This is a genomic window from Akkermansiaceae bacterium (assembly GCA_017798145.1).
Lineage (GTDB): Bacteria > Verrucomicrobiota > Verrucomicrobiia > Verrucomicrobiales > Akkermansiaceae > Luteolibacter.
Window position 1 is genome coordinate 3,587,562 of sequence record CP059069.1, and the last position, 15,224, is coordinate 3,602,785.

A 15,224-nucleotide genomic window follows, 5' to 3' on the forward strand; every position below is an offset into this window, starting at 1 on the left:
TAGGGGAGGTGCTGGGCAATTCAAGCTTTGCGGTGCGGTGGGTGGCGACAGATATTTTCGAGTTTATGAAATTTCCCCTTGAATCGGCCTGCTCCAAGGGCTAATCCACCGCGCCCTTTCCGGGGGTGGAAACTCAGGCGACATGCCGCGAGCAAGAAACGAACCCGGACACCAATACATCGATCATGGCCTCCAAAAAGACCCCGAATAAGCCAGTTGCAAAAAAAACGGTCAAAAAACCAGCGCCAAAAGCTGCCAAAAAGCCCGTGGTCAAGAAGGCTGCAAAATCCTCTCCGACCAAGAAAGCCGCTCCGACCAAGAAAGCCGCTCCGGCCAAGAAAGCCGCTCCGGCCAAGAAAGCCGCCCCGGCCAAGAAGGCGGCTCCCGCGAAAAAGGCGGCCACTAAGAAGGCGGTGAAGAAATCTCCCCCTGCGAAAAAGGCCGCTCCTACGAAAAAGGCGGTACCCGCCAAGAAAGCACCCCCTGCCAAGAAAGCCGTGAAAAAAGCGGCTCCCGTCAAAAAAGCGGCTCCGACTCCAAAGCCCGCCCCTGCCAAAAAAGCGGCTCCGGCCAAGAAGCCCGCAGCAAGGAAGTCCTCGCTGGTGAGCACCCCGCCGCCGCCGGCGCCCGTGAAGCCCCGCTTTGTCCCACCCAAGCCCGCACCGCCGCAGAAATCCTCTTCCAACGGCACCGGCAGCCACAGCGCCTCTTTCATCGAGAAGCAGCACCAGCGCCTGCTCGACCTGCGCGATTCGCTCGTCGATTCCATGTCCGGAATGACCCGCGACACGATCCGCAACGCCCCCGAAGGCAGCGAGGCATCCGGCAGCGGGCAGCACCAGGGCGATGCGGGCAGCGATGCCTATGACCGCGATTTCGCCCTCTCCGTCCTAGCCAAGGAGCAGGATGCCCTCTACGAGATCGAGCAGGCTCTCTATCGCATCAAAAAGGGAACCTACGGGAACTGCGAAATCTCCGGCCACAAGATCCCCATCGCCCGCCTCGAGGCCATCCCTTTCGCCCGCCTGACCGTTGAGGAACAGGCGAATTGGGAGAAGGAATATGGCAACCGCAGGTTCCGCCCCTCCGACGAAGTCGGCTTCAGCGGAGGGATTCCGCAGGAAGATGAAGATTCCGTGACGGTTTCGCTTGACGACGACGACGATTGATCCAGTATCCGCCCCCCCACGAATTGAACCATGCCACGCGAGATCATCATCCTTGAATGCACCGAAGCGAAAGCCGAGGGCAAACCGACTTCCCGTTACGTCACCACGCGTAACAAGAAAAGCCTGCGTACACCGGGCCGCCTAGAGAAAGTGAAATTCAACCACTTCCTCAAGCGCCGCACCCTCCACCGCGAACTCCGCTAATTTTATGTCCGAGCCAAAGACAATCCAACGCCGCATCAATTTCCGCAAGGCGAACCGCCAGATGACCCGCCGCAGGCAGGACATCCCCGTCGAGCAATTGACCCCGACCAATCCCGAGCTTCTCGGCAAATTCACCTCCGAGACCGGGAAGATCCTTCCACGCCGCGTGACGGGTGTTTCCGCGAAGCTTCATCGCAAAATCAACAACGCGATCAAGCAGTCCCGCGCGATCAACCTCATGCCGTAACCGGCAGGGGGATTTGTGCGAAACGCATGGAGATTCCATTTCAAGGCCCGCCCGAGCAAACGGGCGGGCTTTTTCGCCTTCCCAGTCACGGGTGTTTTGAGAAAAGATGAACGTCTTGCCGGATACGCAGAGCGAAGAGGATCACCGCGAGATCGTGATCGACCGCGTGGGTGTGAGGGAACTGCGCTACCCCGCCACCTACCTGGGCGCGGGTGGTGAGGTGCAGGCCACCGTGGCCAAGTATGAGATGACCGTGGAGCTTCCCGCGCATCTCAAGGGCACCCACATGAGCCGTTTCGTGGATGCACTGCATCATTTCACAGGCCCGCTCTGCAGCGCATCGGTCATGCAGCTGACCGAGGATCTTGCCAGAAGGCTGCAGGCGACGCGCGCCTTCGTCGGCTGCGAATTCACCGTTTTCCGCGAAAAGGAAGCTCCGGTTTCCAGGATGCGAAGCATGTCGGACTACGAACTGGGAATCGAGTGCCGCTATTCCGAGCATGATGGCAACGAGATCTTCCTCAGTCTCCAGGTGCCTGTCGCGACCCTCTGCCCGTGCTCGAAGGCGATCAGCGAGCGTGGCGCCCACAACCAGCGCGGCATCGTGACAATCTCCGTCGAGGCAAATGAAACGCTCAGCTTCGAGGAGCTCATCGACCTTGCCGAGGCGTCCGCAAGCTGCGAGCTGTATGCCGGATTGAAGCGCAGCGACGAGAAAGCCGTCACCGAGCGCGCCTTCGACCAACCGGTCTTTGTCGAGGATCTCGTCAGGAATGTGGCCGCCGGCCTGAAAAAACATGCGGCCGTCAGGTGGTACCGCGTTGAGGCCGAGAATTTCGAGTCCATCCACAATCACAACGCCTATGCGATGATCGAGTCCTGATGGGCAACTGGGCTTCGGATCGCTTCGCCCAATTGTGGATGGGTGCCCAACCGCCTCACCCATGGGTCTCCGGAAGTGAACAGCCATGTTACGTCTCAGCATCATCCACATCCTCGCCCTCATGCCCGCCGCCCTCATCGCCGGGGGCGCTCCTCGCAACGCCGTCTTCATTCTCGCGGATGACCTCGGCTGGGGGGAGCTGGGATGCTATGGTCAGGAAAAAATCCGCACCCCTAACATCGACAGGCTCGCTGCGGAGGGAGCGCGCTTCACCCACCACTACTCCGGGGCACCTGTTTGCGCTCCGGCCCGCTGTGTGCTGATGACCGGCAAGCACCTTGGCCATGCCGAAATCCGGGGCAACCTGCAGGCGACAAGGAATTTCCCGCACTTCAAGGAAGGCCAGCACCCCATCACCGATGCCAGCTTCACCCTGGCTGAGCGGTTCAAGGCCGCCGGCTTCGCCACCGCAGCCATGGGCAAGTGGGGGCTGGGGCCGGTTGGCTCCACCGGAGATCCCAACAGGCAGGGCTTCGATCTATTCTTCGGCTTCAACTGCCAGGCGCTCGCCCACTCCTTCTACCCGGAGTTTCTCTGGAAAAACGACAGGCGTGTGCGGATCAACGGCAAGGCCATTCCGGGACATGCCAGGCAGCCGGAGGGCACTGTCCGAATGGAGGATTGGATCGGAGGGACCTATGCCTCGGCATCCATCCTGGAGGAGGCGCTTGGCTTCATCGATGCTCACGCGGAAGTGCCTTTTTTCCTCTATCTGCCCTTCACCGAGCCGCACGTGGCGATGCACCCGCCCATCGAATCCGTCAACGAATATCCGGAGCAATGGGATGACAAACCCTACCGGGGCGAGTCCGGCTATCTGCCGCATCCCCGGCCGAGGGCGGGCTATGCGGCGATGATTTCCGATCTCGACCGCCACGTCGGCCGCGTGGTCGCGAAGCTTCGCGAAAATTGCATCCTCGATGAGACTCTCATCATCTTCACCTCCGACAACGGCACCACTCACAGGGCCGATGGGGCTCAGTTCGGGGTTGGTGGGGTGGATGCCGCTTTCTTCCATTCCACCTCCGGCTTGAAGGGCTTCAAGGGCAGCGTTTACGAGGGCGGCCTGCGGGTGCCGATGATCGTCCGTTACCCCCCCGCGGTGAAAGCGGGCGCTCTCAACACATCACCCGGCTACTTCGCCGACTGGTTTCCGACTCTGTGCGCCGCATTCGGGCTGGAGGCTCCCGCTGGACTCGATGGTGAGAACCTATGGCCCGCCATCACCGGCGCTCCGGCCATCACCGACCGCAAACCCATGGTCTGGGTCTATCCCGAATACGGTGGCCAGGTGGCAGTCCGGATCGGCGATTTCATGGTGTTGCGCCGCAACCTCAAGGCAGGGAAAATCCAGCCATGGGAAGCGTACGACATCCCAGGCGATGCAGTCCAGGCAAACAACCTTGCCGCGGAACGTCCGGATCTCATTGCGAAGGCGGTGGAAATCCTCAAGCAGCAAACCGATTCGAACCCGCTCTTCAATTTGGAGATCCCTGAGCGATGAGGATCGCCATCCGGAAGGCAGTTTGCGGTGGATTCAGGCCTGCTCGGGATGCATCCCATTTGCGGATACAAGGAGTGCATCCGCGACAGTCATTCCGACGATTTTTTTTTGCGGAATTGAAACACACCCCGAACTCGCCGGGTAGAGGTGTGATCCATTCCGGTGGAAATCCAATTTATGAACGATACAACTGACGACGTACAGGCCGTGGCGAAGCTCGGCGAAGCGAGGGACGAGGTGGTCAAGGAGCTGCGCAAGGCGATCATGGGCATGGAGGATGTCATCGATGAGATGCTCATCGCCATTTTCGCCCAGGGCCATTGCCTCTTGGTCGGGGTGCCCGGACTTGCGAAGACCCTTTTGGTTAGCACCCTGGCAAAGACACTCTCCCTTTCCTTCAAGCGGATCCAGTTCACGCCCGACCTGATGCCCTCCGACATCACCGGCACCGAGTTGCTCCAGGAAGACCCGGAAACCCACCAGCGCCGCTTCAAGTTCCAGAAAGGGCCGGTCTTCACCAACCTCCTGCTCGCCGACGAGATCAACCGCACCCCACCCAAAACCCAGGCAGCCCTGCTTGAGGCGATGCAGGAAAAACGCGTTTCCTCAGGCGGCGAGGACTACAAGCTCGACGCCCCGTTCTTCGTGCTGGCCACGCAGAACCCGATCGAGCAGGAAGGAACCTACCCGCTTCCGGAAGCGCAGCTCGACCGTTTCCTTTTCAACATCCTCGTGAAATACCCGAGCCTCGACGAGGAACTCCAGATCATGCGCAGCGTCACCAGCGCGAACCAGCCGGAGATCAACAAGGTGCTCGACGGTGCCACGATCCTCGAGTTCCAGCAGCTTGTACGCCGCATCCCGGTGGCCGACCATATCTTCGACTACGCCGCCGCCCTGGTCCGCGCAACCCGCCCCGACGAGGCCGACGCCCCGGAGTTCGTGAAGAAATACATGGCGTGGGGAGCAGGCCCGCGCGCCTCGCTGAACCTGATTCTCGCCGGGAAATCCCGCGCAGCCCTCCGCGGCCGCTGCCATGTTTCCATCGATGACATCCAGGCCGTCTGCGTGCCGATCCTCAGGCACCGCGTCATCCCGAACTTCGCCGCGCGCTCGGAAGGCATGACCTCGGACAGCCTCGTGGCCCGTCTCCTCAAGGATATCCCCGCCGGCGAAAAGAAGTAGTTCGGGAAACAGGCATCAGGAATCAAAGCCTGACCCCTGACTCCCGTCCCCTGACTCCCTGATCAATGTCCCAGCACCTTCCCGATCTCAACTACCTGACTCCGGAGATTCTCCAGAAGCTCGGTGACCTGGAGTTGATCGCCCGCGAAGCCGTCGAAGGCCTGCGGGCGGGCGCGCACCGCAGCCCGCTCAAGGGCTTCAGCACCGAGTTCGCCCATCACCGGCAATATGCGCCTGGCGATCCGATCCGCGATCTCGACTGGCGGGTCTTCGGGAGGACGGAGCGTTATTACACCAAGCTCTACGAGGCGGAGACGAACTTCGACTGCCATATCCTGATGGATGCCAGCTCCTCGATGACCTACGCCTCCGGAAAAGTCAGCAAGCTGGAATACTCAAAATATCTCGCTGCGGCTCTCGCCTACATGGTGCTCACCCAGCGGGATTCGGTGGGGCTGAGTGTTTTCGATTCGGAAATGCGCGCCTATCTCCCGCCGCGATCCGCGATGAGCATCATTTTGCAGATCGAGAAAACCCTCAGGGAAATCGTTCCGCAACCCAAGACCAGCATCGGCAAGCAGCTCAACGACATCGCGATGCAGATCAAGCGCCGCTCGTTCGTGATCCTGATCTCGGATCTTCTTGCCGATCCCGGGGACGTCATGCGCGGACTCCAGCGCCTGCGCTTCGGCGGGCACAACGTGATCGTTTTCCACACGCTCGACTCCTACGAGCTGAACTTCCCTTTCAAGGGAATCTGGAAATTCGACGGCCTCGAAGGCGAGGAGGAGGTGACCACCCAGCCCGAGCGCATCCGCAAGGACTACATGGCAAACCTCGAAAAATTCCTCGGCGATATCAAAACCGGTTGCGTCAGCAGCGGAGTCGATCATTGCCTCGTCGATACCTCGCTGCCGCTCGACCGCGTGCTCAGCGAATTCTTTGAAAACCGCTCATTGTCATCGATGGGCCCAGCCGTGGGGGCAAGGCCATGAGTTTCTTCAATCCATGGGTGCTGCTAGCCGGGCTGGGGATCGCGCTTCCCATCCTCGCCCATTTGCTCAACCAGCAGAAGGTCAGGACAACCGATTGGGCGGCGATGCGGTTCCTCAACAAAAGCATCCAGGTGCGCTCCCGCGAGCTGCGGCTCCGCGACCTGCTGCTCTTGATCCTTCGCTGCCTTGCCCTGCTTCTGCTGGTCTTCGCGCTGGCGAGGCCGGTCTGGAAAGACAGCGGCTTCATCACCGGCGAACCGCGCTCCGGCGTGCTAATCGCGATCGATGCCTCCTACAGCATGGCGGAAGGCGGCGAGGCATCCACCCGCTTTGACCGGGCGCTCAGAATGGTCGATGCAATCAGCGAACAAATCCAACCCGGCGATCCGGTTTCCGTGGTCTTGCTGGGTGGCGAAGACAAGGTCTTGGTGCGCAACATGGCCTTCGACCGCGAGCGTTTCCGGGCAGCCATGGAAAAGGCCGGGGTCGCACCCGCAGGGCTGGATTTCGACCGCGTCCCCGGGCTGCTGAAGGAGCTCGCGGTGGATCTCAAGGCTCCGCAGGCGGAGGTCTATTTCATCACCGACACGCAGTCCCGCGACTGGCGCACAGCCTCGGCCAGCTTCCAGGGTGCGCTCGCCGACCTGGAACGCGAGGCGCAGGTTTTCCTCGTCCCGGTTCCGGGTGCCGCGGCCAATCTCGCGGTCACCGATCTCGATCTCGTATCCGGCGTCCTGCGCAAGGGAACCACCGCCCGCTACCAGGCGACGGTGAAAAATTTCGGCACCGAGCCGGTGCCCGGCGTCGAGGTTCAGTGCCGGGTGGAGGGCGTGCAAATCGACAGCAAGATCATCCCGGTCATCGCTCCGGGCGCTTCCGAGACGGTTTCGCTGTTCGTCCCTTTCCACAATGGCGGCCCGACGCGGATCACTGCGGAAATCAGCGGCGATCTCCTGCCTGCCGACAACGTCCGGCGCGTGGTGGCCGTGGTGAAGGACAAGGTTTCCGTGCTCTGCGTCGATGGCTCCGATGGCGATGCCGGGCGTCTTGTCATGGCCGCCCTGCTGGCCCGTGCCGGCGGTGCGCAGGACGAGGATTACTCGGTGCGCTCCGTGCCGTGGCTTTCCCTGCCTTCCGAAAACCTGACGGAAGTGGATGTCATCATCCTGGCGGATGTCCCGGAAATCACCGCCGAGCAGGTCGGGCAGCTCAGCCGCCATGTCCGCCAGGGAAATGGCCTCGTCTGGTTCGCCGGGCCGAATGTGAAAGCCACCGCATGGAACGAGAGCTCCGCGAGCGGGAAGAACCCCTTGCTTCCCGCGAAAATCGGCCAGCTTGTCGATGCCCGGAACAATATCGGCGCGGGCAGCCCGCTGGATCCGGCGATGCCCGACCACACGGTTTGCCAACCGCTCCGCTCGCTTCCCGAAGACCTTTTCAGCGAAACACAATTCTTCACCCGGCTGGAGGTCGAGCCAAGCGCGTCGAGCTTTGCCGTACTGAGCCTGGCCGGCAGCGGCGCACCCATCCTCCTCGAGCATTCCCTCGGGCGCGGGCACGTTTTCCAGTTCGCGACTTCCGCGCAAACCGCCTGGAACAACATGGCGCTGACCCCGGTTTTCCCGATGCTCATGCAGCAGATCGTGACCTACCTCGCGGGCCGCGAGTTCGAGCAGCCCCGGGTTGTCGGGGATTCGCTTTCTCTCTCCTACGTCCAGCAACCCGATGCGAACGACGCGGTTTACGAAACCCCTTCGGGCCATACCGTGACCGTTCCGGTCAGCGAGCATGACAACCAGTTCGTGGCCATGCTCGGGAGTGCGGACGAGGCGGGCTTCTATGAGGCGAAGGTCAGCGTCCAGGCACCGGGCATGCCGGTGGCCGTGAACGTCGATACCCGCGAGTCTGAAATTGCCTCCCTGACCGCCGGGGAACTCCGGAAAAACGTCGATGGGCTCGGCCTGACCATCGCGTCCTCGGAAACGGAACTCGCCGCCGCGATCCAGGAGGCGCGCATAGGCAGCTCGTCATGGCGTCAGTTCATGATCGCGGGACTTGTCCTATTGCTGGCCGAAAGCCTGATGGCCGACTGGCTGCGCAAACGGAAAGCCGCCCGCGCCAAAAAACCGGCCATCGCGCCGGAAACCCCTGCCCCCCTTTCCGATGTTTGAACCGATACTATCCATCGCGAAGATCGAGCAGGTCTTCTTCGCACGGCCCATCCCCACGGTGGCCCTTGCCGGAGTGCTTGTGGCGATCCTGCTGCTGACCATCCACCTGTATCGGCGGGCTTGGGGCATGCCGCAATGGCTTCGTGCCGTGCTCGGGGTTTCGCGCTTCGTGGTGCTGGCCTTGGTCGTCGCCACCTTGCTGGAACCGACCGCCCTCGTGACCGAGACGCATACCCGCGTCCGCAGCCTGCCGGTGCTGCTGGATGTTTCCGAAAGCATGTCAATGAAAGACCAGCGCAAGCGCTCTGGGGATGTGGCGGATGCGGCCGCCGCACTCGGGCTGTTTTCGCTTGATGACACATCTGATCCCGATTCGCTGGTCATGGGACTTGACTCGAACCAGCGCCGGGCGATTTCCGATTCCTCGCGCTTCGACCTCGCGGGAGCCATCCTGACGAAATCGGCTCGCCCTGTCCTTGAATCGCTGGGTGACGGCGTGGATCTGAGTTACCACGCCTTCGGCCAGGCTGCGCGGCTGCTCAGCGACGGGAAATTCCTCTCGTCCGGAGAGCTTTCAAGACTGGAGCCCAACGAACAGGGAACATCCATCGCGGCCTCGCTCGAAGCGGTCGCCAACTCGGGCGGAATCCCTCCGGCGGGCATCCTCCTGCTTTCCGACGGCATCGACAACACCAGCTCCCAGCGCTCCGAGGCCGTGCTCCGCGATCTCGGCGCGCGTGGCATCCCCGTTTTCACCGTGCCCCTCGGCCTGCCCGATCCCGATGATGTCTCGATCCGCAACATCGTGATGCAGGAGGTGGCGTTCTCCGGCGATCAGGTGCCGGTTCGGGCCCACATCCAGTCGAAGGGCTACGAGAAGCGCACCGCCAAGCTCACTGTGAAACTCAACGACCGGCAGGTCGCCCAGAAACGGGTGCGCCTCGAGGGCGGCCTGCAGTTCGAGGACATCGAGTTCAACGTCGACCTCTACGAAAAGGGCGCGGCGCGGGTCGAGGTTGCGATCGAGCCTTTCGAAGACGAGGTGTCGGCGGCCAACAACCGCATCGAGCGCAGCGTCCGGGTGGTCAACGAAAAGGTCAACGTGCTCTACATCGAGGGCAACAACCGCTGGGAATTCCGCTACCTCACCGCGATCCTCAAGCGCGACCCACGCCTGAAAACCACGTTCATCTCATCCTCGGCCGGCCCAGAGTTCGCGCGCAACTCGCCCGAATACATCGAGCGCTTCCCCGCGAAACGCGAGGAGGCTTTCCAATACGACCTCGTCATCCTCGGTGATGTCGATGCCGCGTTTTTCACCCCCGAGGAGCTGGGTCTGTTGGAGGAACTGATCCGCGACCGGGGCGGCTCCCTGCTGGTGCTCTGCGGGCCCATGCACACGCCCGCTTCGTATGGAGGCACGCCGGTCGAGGCGATGCTGCCGGTTCGTTTCGATCCCGACAGCGAGTGGGATCTCACATCCGAATCGGTCTATCCGATGCTCACGCCCGAGGGGCGCAGCAGCATGGTGATGGTGCTTGAGAACGAGCCGGAGGAAAACGACCGGATCTGGAGCCGCGTCGCGCCGCTCGACCACCTCCCGCCCCTGCTCGGCGCCAAGCCGGGAGCTACGGTGCTCGCCACCCTTTCCGATGCCGCAGAGGGATCGCAGCGCTACCCGATGGTCGCATGGCAGCGCTACGGCACCGGCAAGTGCATGTCGCTCGCCACAGACCGCCTCTGGCGCCTGCGTTTCAACACCGGCGACAAATACCACTGGCGCGTTTGGTCCCAGTCCATCCAGTTCCTCACGCTCTCGCGCCTGATGGGCGAGCACATGCGCATCCGCCTCGAGACCGACCGCTCGACCTATCGCGGCGGTGAGCAGGCGCGCCTGTATGCCCACGTGCTCGACGAGGATTTCGAGCCGGTGATCCAGCCCTCGTTCGAGATCGCTGTCACCGGGGTGGATGGAAACGCCCAGCAACAATCTGTGAGCCTGCAGCCTGACCGGACGACTCCCGGCCTTTACGAAGGTTATTTCACCCCGGCGGCCGCAGGCAGATACCGCGTCGAGGCCAACGAGGACGACAAGGCGGTCTCCAACTCCACCGAATTCCAGGTGGCGGACGTGAAACAGGAACTGGCAAAAACGGATGCGGATCTAGATCAAATGAAACGGATCTCCACCCTCACCGGCGGTGCCATGCTCGGCATCCGCGAACTCTCCAAGCTGCCTTCGCTTTTGAAAACCGCCCCGTCCGAGACGTCGGTGCGTTCCGAACGCCCCCTCTGGGATCACTGGATCATCGTCCTGATGCTCGTCACCCTGCTTGGGGCCGAGTGGATCATGAGAAGAAAACACGACCTGCCATGACGCAACCCACCCCAAACCACGCCCTCGAATCCTGCGTGCAAGCGGTATGGCGCCGCACGCAACGGAAACATCTGGTTTCCGGCCTGCTTGCGGCCTGCCGCTGGGGTGTTCCGCTCTTTTTCCTGGGAATGCTCATCGACCGCTATGCCTACCTGCCGGGTGCGGGTCGCGCGGTCATCCTTTTGGTCCTTCTCGCGACATCGCTCTACAAGGCATGGCAGAACGGCTGGCGCAAGCTCCGCTCCTTCGATCCCACACGCACGGCGATGGGAATCGAGAAACAGGAAGGAGGCTTTGATAGCCTGCTTACCACCGGGATCGAGCTTTCCAAAACGGGAGCGCCTCCCGGCACATCCCAGGCGCTCTGCGACGAAACGATACGCAAGGCCGAACAGGCCGCCGCCGGGCTGCAGCCCGCGAAAATCGTCAGCCTCTCCAGCCTCCGGATCCCGGCCCGGATCGCGGTGGCGCTGGGTGTGGCGGTTCTGCTATTCGCCGCGTTCAAAGGCCCCTTCCTGGCGGCCGGACTTGCGCGCATTTTCACGCCATGGGTGACGGTCGCCTACCCGACGAAGACCAAGCTCGATCTCGGCAACGCGGATCTCGTGGTGAAGGAAGGCTCCAGCGCACAAATCCTCGTAGGTGTTTCCGGAGCCGTTCCGGATTCCGCGAAGCTGCTGCTGCAGACCGGGGATGGAAGTCCCCGCGCAATGGATCTGGCGGTCACGGACGGCCAGGCGGAATACATGATCGAATCCGCCTCCCGCGATTTCACATACCGGGTGCATGCCGGGGATGCGAGGAGCGAGTGGCACCATGTCCGCGTCGTCTCCGCTCCACGGATCAAGAACGTCGCGGTCGCGCTGGATTTCCCCGACTACCTGGAAAAGGAAAACGAAACGGTGGAGGCCATGACCCTGACCGTCCCCGAGGACACCAAGATCCGCTGGGAGCTGGAACTCGACCAGCCGGTTCGTGATGCCGTCCTCCACCGCGATGGCGAGGAGCCGGTGGCGCTGGAAACCGCCGCTGGCGGGCGTCGCATTGTGATTGATGAGACCGTCGATGCCTCAAAGGGCTACAGCTTCTCATGGGTGGAAAAAGAACACGGCTTCGAGTTCGCCAGCCCGCGCTATTATCTGCAGGTCGCCTCGGATCAGGAACCGCGCGTCGAGCTGGTCTCCCCGGAGCAAAACCTCAGCGCCATGCTCGGTCGCCCGCTCGACCTCGTGGTACGCGCCAGCGACGACCATGGGATCGGCGAAACCACGGTCACCTTCCGGGTCAACCTCCGCCCGGAAAAAACCATCACGCTGCCCAAGCCCGTGCGTGCCGGCGAAGGCGCGCAGAAGATCGACTGGGACTACCGCAAGGAACTGCCCGATCTCCAGGTCGGCGACTCGGTTTCCTTCGTGGTCGGGGTGGCCGACAGATATCCGGGCGAGAACGGCCCGCACCGAGCGCGCACCGAACTGCGCCGCATCACCTTCCTTTCGCGCGAGGATTACCTTGCCGCGATCACCAAGCAGATGGAGCGCTTGCTCACCAACGTGCGCGCCATCTACCGGCAGGAGCGCGCCGCCCACGAGCTTGTGCTAGGCCTCGATCCCGCTGCGGAAAGTTTCCTGCCGACCTGCCAGCTCGAGGTGATCCGCCAGGAAATGATCCGCGAACAGCTGGTCACCACCGCCGATGGCGTGAAAGCCTTGCTCGACGACTTGGCGGCCAACCAGGTGAGCGACGCCGTGGAAAGCGAATCGCTCTCCGCCATGCAGGATGGCCTGCGCGGCATTGCCTCGGAGCACGTCGCCCGTGCCGCCGATCTCCTGCGCAAGCAGGTCGGCGCGGATTCGCAAGATCCGCAGCCCGCCATCGAAGCGGTGAACGAGGCAGCCCGCGAGCTCGGCGGCTTGGTTTTGCAGCGCGACATCGACGCCGCCCGCGAGGTCTTCGCACGCGAGACCCACATGCTCGCCCGCGAACTCGCCCGCCTCCGCCTTCGCCTCCTCACCGCCGGCCCGGATCGGGCCGAGTCCCTCGCGAAGGGGCATGAGGATGTCGCCGAGTGGACGGACCAACTCCTCGGCAGGCTCACCAAGGGCATGATCTACGAAAAACGCCCGCTCGCCGTACTCGGCCTCAACCGCCGCATCCACGCCCTGCGCACCGGCGGGGTCGCCGAATCGATTCGCAAAACCGCATCGCTCGCACGAGAGGGCAAAACCGCCGAGGCGGCCGCACTCCAATACCCCCTCATCCGCCCGCTGCTTGAGGCGGAGTTCACGATGCGGGCAGGTTCCGAGTATGCCCTGATCCGGGATCTCCACGGGCAGATCGCCAGCCTCGCTTCCGACCAGCAGGAACTCCTCGCCGCCTGTGAAAAACTGCCGGACTTTTCCGGCCGGGTGGAGGAGCTGAAGAAACGCCAGACGGACTTGCGCGATGCCCTCGTGCTCGCCCCGCTTCCCGCCATACCCGCCGCACGCGCACGGCTCTTCGATCTCGTGTTGCCATCCATTCCGCCAACCGACGAGTTCCGGCTCCGCGCCGAAACCCTGATGGGCGAGGCCATCGCCGGGCTTGGGAAGGGCTCCAGGGATGACACGCTTGCACACCAGCGCGGGGCGGTGGAATCGCTCCGCGAATTCGAAGGCATCCTCAAACGCTGGTTCGGGGAGTTGGCCCAGAAGTCGCTCGGCGTTTCCACGCTCGTTTCCGATGCCACCAACCGCGCAGGCGCGCTTGAGCAATTCGAAACCCGCCAGATCGTCCTGCTGGAAAGAACCGAGGAGGCCGCCCTCGACGAGAAGAACCCCAAGGAACTCGCCGAAGACCAGGATTCGATCGCGGCGGAGATCGAAGACTTCCGCAAGGAAATCGCCGGAGCCGGAGCCTCGAAAGAGGTTCTCCCGCTGATCGGGAGGCTCGATGCGGTGGCGAAGGCCATGAATCTCGCCACCGCGACCTTGCGCGGAAAGAGCGCCGAGGAAGCCCTTGGGCACCAGGAGGCCGCCGCCGCTGCGCTCACCGAGGCACGCGCCATCGCCGATGGCCAGCTGGCCCAGCTCAACCTGCTCCAGCAGCTCATCGGCTTCGAGCAATCGGTCGCCAAGGCCAGCGAAGGCATGGCAGATGTCGTCGGCGGACAGAATGATCTCATAGCCGCCACGGAAGCCGCCGACGAGGATTCGTTGCCGCCCTTGCTCGCCCCGCAGAAAAACCTCCTCGCATGCCTCAGCGACATCGCGCCCAGCCTCGATCTGGTCGCCGCGCGCCTCGATGTCGGCACGCCGCTGGTCTTCGCCGCATCGGATGTCGAGGACGCGCTCCTCGCCATGGAGGATGGCGACGCCGAGGGCGCGGCCGAGATCCAGGGCATCGCCGTCGAGTCGCTGGCCAAGGTGCGTGGCCTCGTTTCCGAGATCTCGGTGCAGACCGGTTACGTGGCGGAGATCGTCGAGTTTCTCCATGAAGCCACCTCGGAAGCCTCCGTGCTCGCCTTCCGCCAGCGCCAGATCCGCGAGAACCCCGATGCCAAGGACGCTGCATCACTCCAGCAGGCGCTCGCCTCCGAAACCGGAAAATACGGAAACATCCTCACAGCGGTCGCGGGCACCATCGATTTCCAGCAGCTCGACGAGAAAGCGAAGGAAAGGCTCGGCGAGATCGATCTCACGGTCGATTTCGGAGCACCCGCCGCGCAGATGGAGGAGGCGGTGAAACTCCTCGGATCCGGCCAAGCGGCGGACGAAGCGATGTTGGCCGCCGAGAAGGCGCTCGGCTCGAACGCGGAGCAGTTGCTGGTCATCATCACCATGCTCAATGGCCTGCCCGCCATCGAGGTGACCAGCGCCTCCTTGCCGGAGCTTCATCGCCTCATCGCCGTCCTCGACATCGCCAGCAAGCACCGCCAGCTGATGCGAGAAACACAGGGCGCGGCCGACAAGGATCTCCCTGCGCTTGCCGCCAGGCAGAAAAAAATCGCCGAATCCGCCACCAAGTATCTCGGTGGCGAAACCAGCCACCCGATGCTTGTCACCGCACACGGACAGCTTGCGCCCATCGAGGCCGCGCTCACGGCTTCCCGCAAGGCCGAAGCCGGCTCCGCCCAGCTTGCCGCCGACCAAACACTCCGCCACTTCATCCTCGAGCAGGCGCTCGTCCTCAACACCGCCACGCCGCCCCCTTCCTCCAGCTCCGACCCTGTCATCACCGAATCCGAAACCACCGACCTCTCGGAATCGGACACGGTCGGTTTCGTCTCCGATTTCGTCAGCGGCGAGGCACCCAAGGACAAGGAATCCGAATGGGAAATCCTCGGCACCCGCAACCGCGCCGCCCTCAACCAGAACTTCGCCCGCGAGCTCCCGCTCGAATTCCGGGCCACCTTGAAAAACTACTACGAAAGGGTCGCGAAATGAGAACACCT

Annotated in this window: 10 protein-coding genes; all 10 read left to right on the plus strand. The window is 62.8% G+C overall.

Annotated features, from left to right (window positions below; all coding sequences use genetic code 11):
- The first annotated feature begins 767 nt into the window (after nucleotides 1-767).
- The 10 genes from HZ994_15415 to HZ994_15460 all read left to right on the plus strand — a co-directional run bounded on the left by HZ994_15415 (nucleotide 768) and on the right by HZ994_15460 (nucleotide 15,216).
- Nucleotides 768-1,169: a TraR/DksA C4-type zinc finger protein gene (locus HZ994_15415; GenBank protein QTN34420.1), complete on the plus strand. Its 402-nt coding sequence runs from the start codon at nucleotides 768-770 to the stop codon at nucleotides 1,167-1,169.
- A gap of 30 nt (nucleotides 1,170-1,199) precedes the next feature.
- Nucleotides 1,200-1,373, plus strand: coding sequence for a 50S ribosomal protein L33 (gene rpmG, locus HZ994_15420; protein QTN33639.1), 174 nt, complete (start codon nucleotides 1,200-1,202; stop codon nucleotides 1,371-1,373).
- Between the two features lie 4 nt (nucleotides 1,374-1,377).
- Nucleotides 1,378-1,620, plus strand: coding sequence for a 30S ribosomal protein S18 (gene rpsR / locus HZ994_15425; protein QTN33640.1), 243 nt, complete (start codon nucleotides 1,378-1,380; stop codon nucleotides 1,618-1,620).
- A 106-nt stretch (nucleotides 1,621-1,726) separates the two neighbouring features.
- Nucleotides 1,727-2,503 (plus strand): GTP cyclohydrolase I FolE2, encoded by a 777-nt coding sequence (locus HZ994_15430; GenBank protein QTN33641.1) that lies wholly within the window; start codon nucleotides 1,727-1,729, stop codon nucleotides 2,501-2,503.
- A gap of 85 nt (nucleotides 2,504-2,588) precedes the next feature.
- Entirely contained in the window at nucleotides 2,589-4,067 is a 1,479-nt protein-coding gene (locus tag HZ994_15435; GenBank protein ID QTN33642.1) for an arylsulfatase, read from the plus strand.
- A gap of 177 nt (nucleotides 4,068-4,244) precedes the next feature.
- Nucleotides 4,245-5,252, plus strand: a complete 1,008-nt coding sequence (locus HZ994_15440) for a MoxR family ATPase (protein QTN33643.1) — start codon at nucleotides 4,245-4,247, stop codon at nucleotides 5,250-5,252.
- A 65-nt stretch (nucleotides 5,253-5,317) separates the two neighbouring features.
- The gene (locus HZ994_15445) at nucleotides 5,318-6,247 is read left to right on the plus strand and encodes a DUF58 domain-containing protein (protein ID QTN33644.1); all 930 of its coding nucleotides are present in this window, start codon (nucleotides 5,318-5,320) and stop codon (nucleotides 6,245-6,247) included.
- A complete protein-coding gene (locus HZ994_15450; GenBank protein ID QTN33645.1) occupies nucleotides 6,244-8,418 on the plus strand; it encodes a BatA domain-containing protein in 2,175 nt (724 codons plus the stop codon). Before HZ994_15445 ends, HZ994_15450 begins: the two co-directional genes overlap by 4 nt.
- Complete coding sequence (locus tag HZ994_15455) at nucleotides 8,411-10,795, plus strand: hypothetical protein (protein QTN33646.1); 2,385 nt, start codon at nucleotides 8,411-8,413, stop codon at nucleotides 10,793-10,795. The genes HZ994_15450 and HZ994_15455 overlap by 8 nt, the downstream gene beginning before the upstream one ends.
- Nucleotides 10,792-15,216 (plus strand): hypothetical protein, encoded by a 4,425-nt coding sequence (locus HZ994_15460; GenBank protein QTN33647.1) that lies wholly within the window; start codon nucleotides 10,792-10,794, stop codon nucleotides 15,214-15,216. Before HZ994_15455 ends, HZ994_15460 begins: the two co-directional genes overlap by 4 nt.
- The last annotated feature ends 8 nt before the right edge of the window (nucleotides 15,217-15,224 follow it).

Coding starts and splice junctions, on each gene's coding strand:
- HZ994_15460 (QTN33647.1), top strand. CDS start 10,792: ATGACGCAACCCACCCCAAACCACGCCCTCGAATCCTGCGTGCAAGCG.
- HZ994_15415 (QTN34420.1), top strand. CDS start 768: ATGTCCGGAATGACCCGCGACACGATCCGCAACGCCCCCGAAGGCAGC.
- HZ994_15450 (QTN33645.1), top strand. CDS start 6,244: ATGAGTTTCTTCAATCCATGGGTGCTGCTAGCCGGGCTGGGGATCGCG.
- HZ994_15455 (QTN33646.1), top strand. CDS start 8,411: ATGTTTGAACCGATACTATCCATCGCGAAGATCGAGCAGGTCTTCTTC.
- HZ994_15430 (QTN33641.1), top strand. CDS start 1,727: ATGAACGTCTTGCCGGATACGCAGAGCGAAGAGGATCACCGCGAGATC.
- rpsR (QTN33640.1), top strand. CDS start 1,378: ATGTCCGAGCCAAAGACAATCCAACGCCGCATCAATTTCCGCAAGGCG.
- HZ994_15445 (QTN33644.1), top strand. CDS start 5,318: ATGTCCCAGCACCTTCCCGATCTCAACTACCTGACTCCGGAGATTCTC.
- rpmG (QTN33639.1), top strand. CDS start 1,200: ATGCCACGCGAGATCATCATCCTTGAATGCACCGAAGCGAAAGCCGAG.
- HZ994_15440 (QTN33643.1), top strand. CDS start 4,245: ATGAACGATACAACTGACGACGTACAGGCCGTGGCGAAGCTCGGCGAA.
- HZ994_15435 (QTN33642.1), top strand. CDS start 2,589: ATGTTACGTCTCAGCATCATCCACATCCTCGCCCTCATGCCCGCCGCC.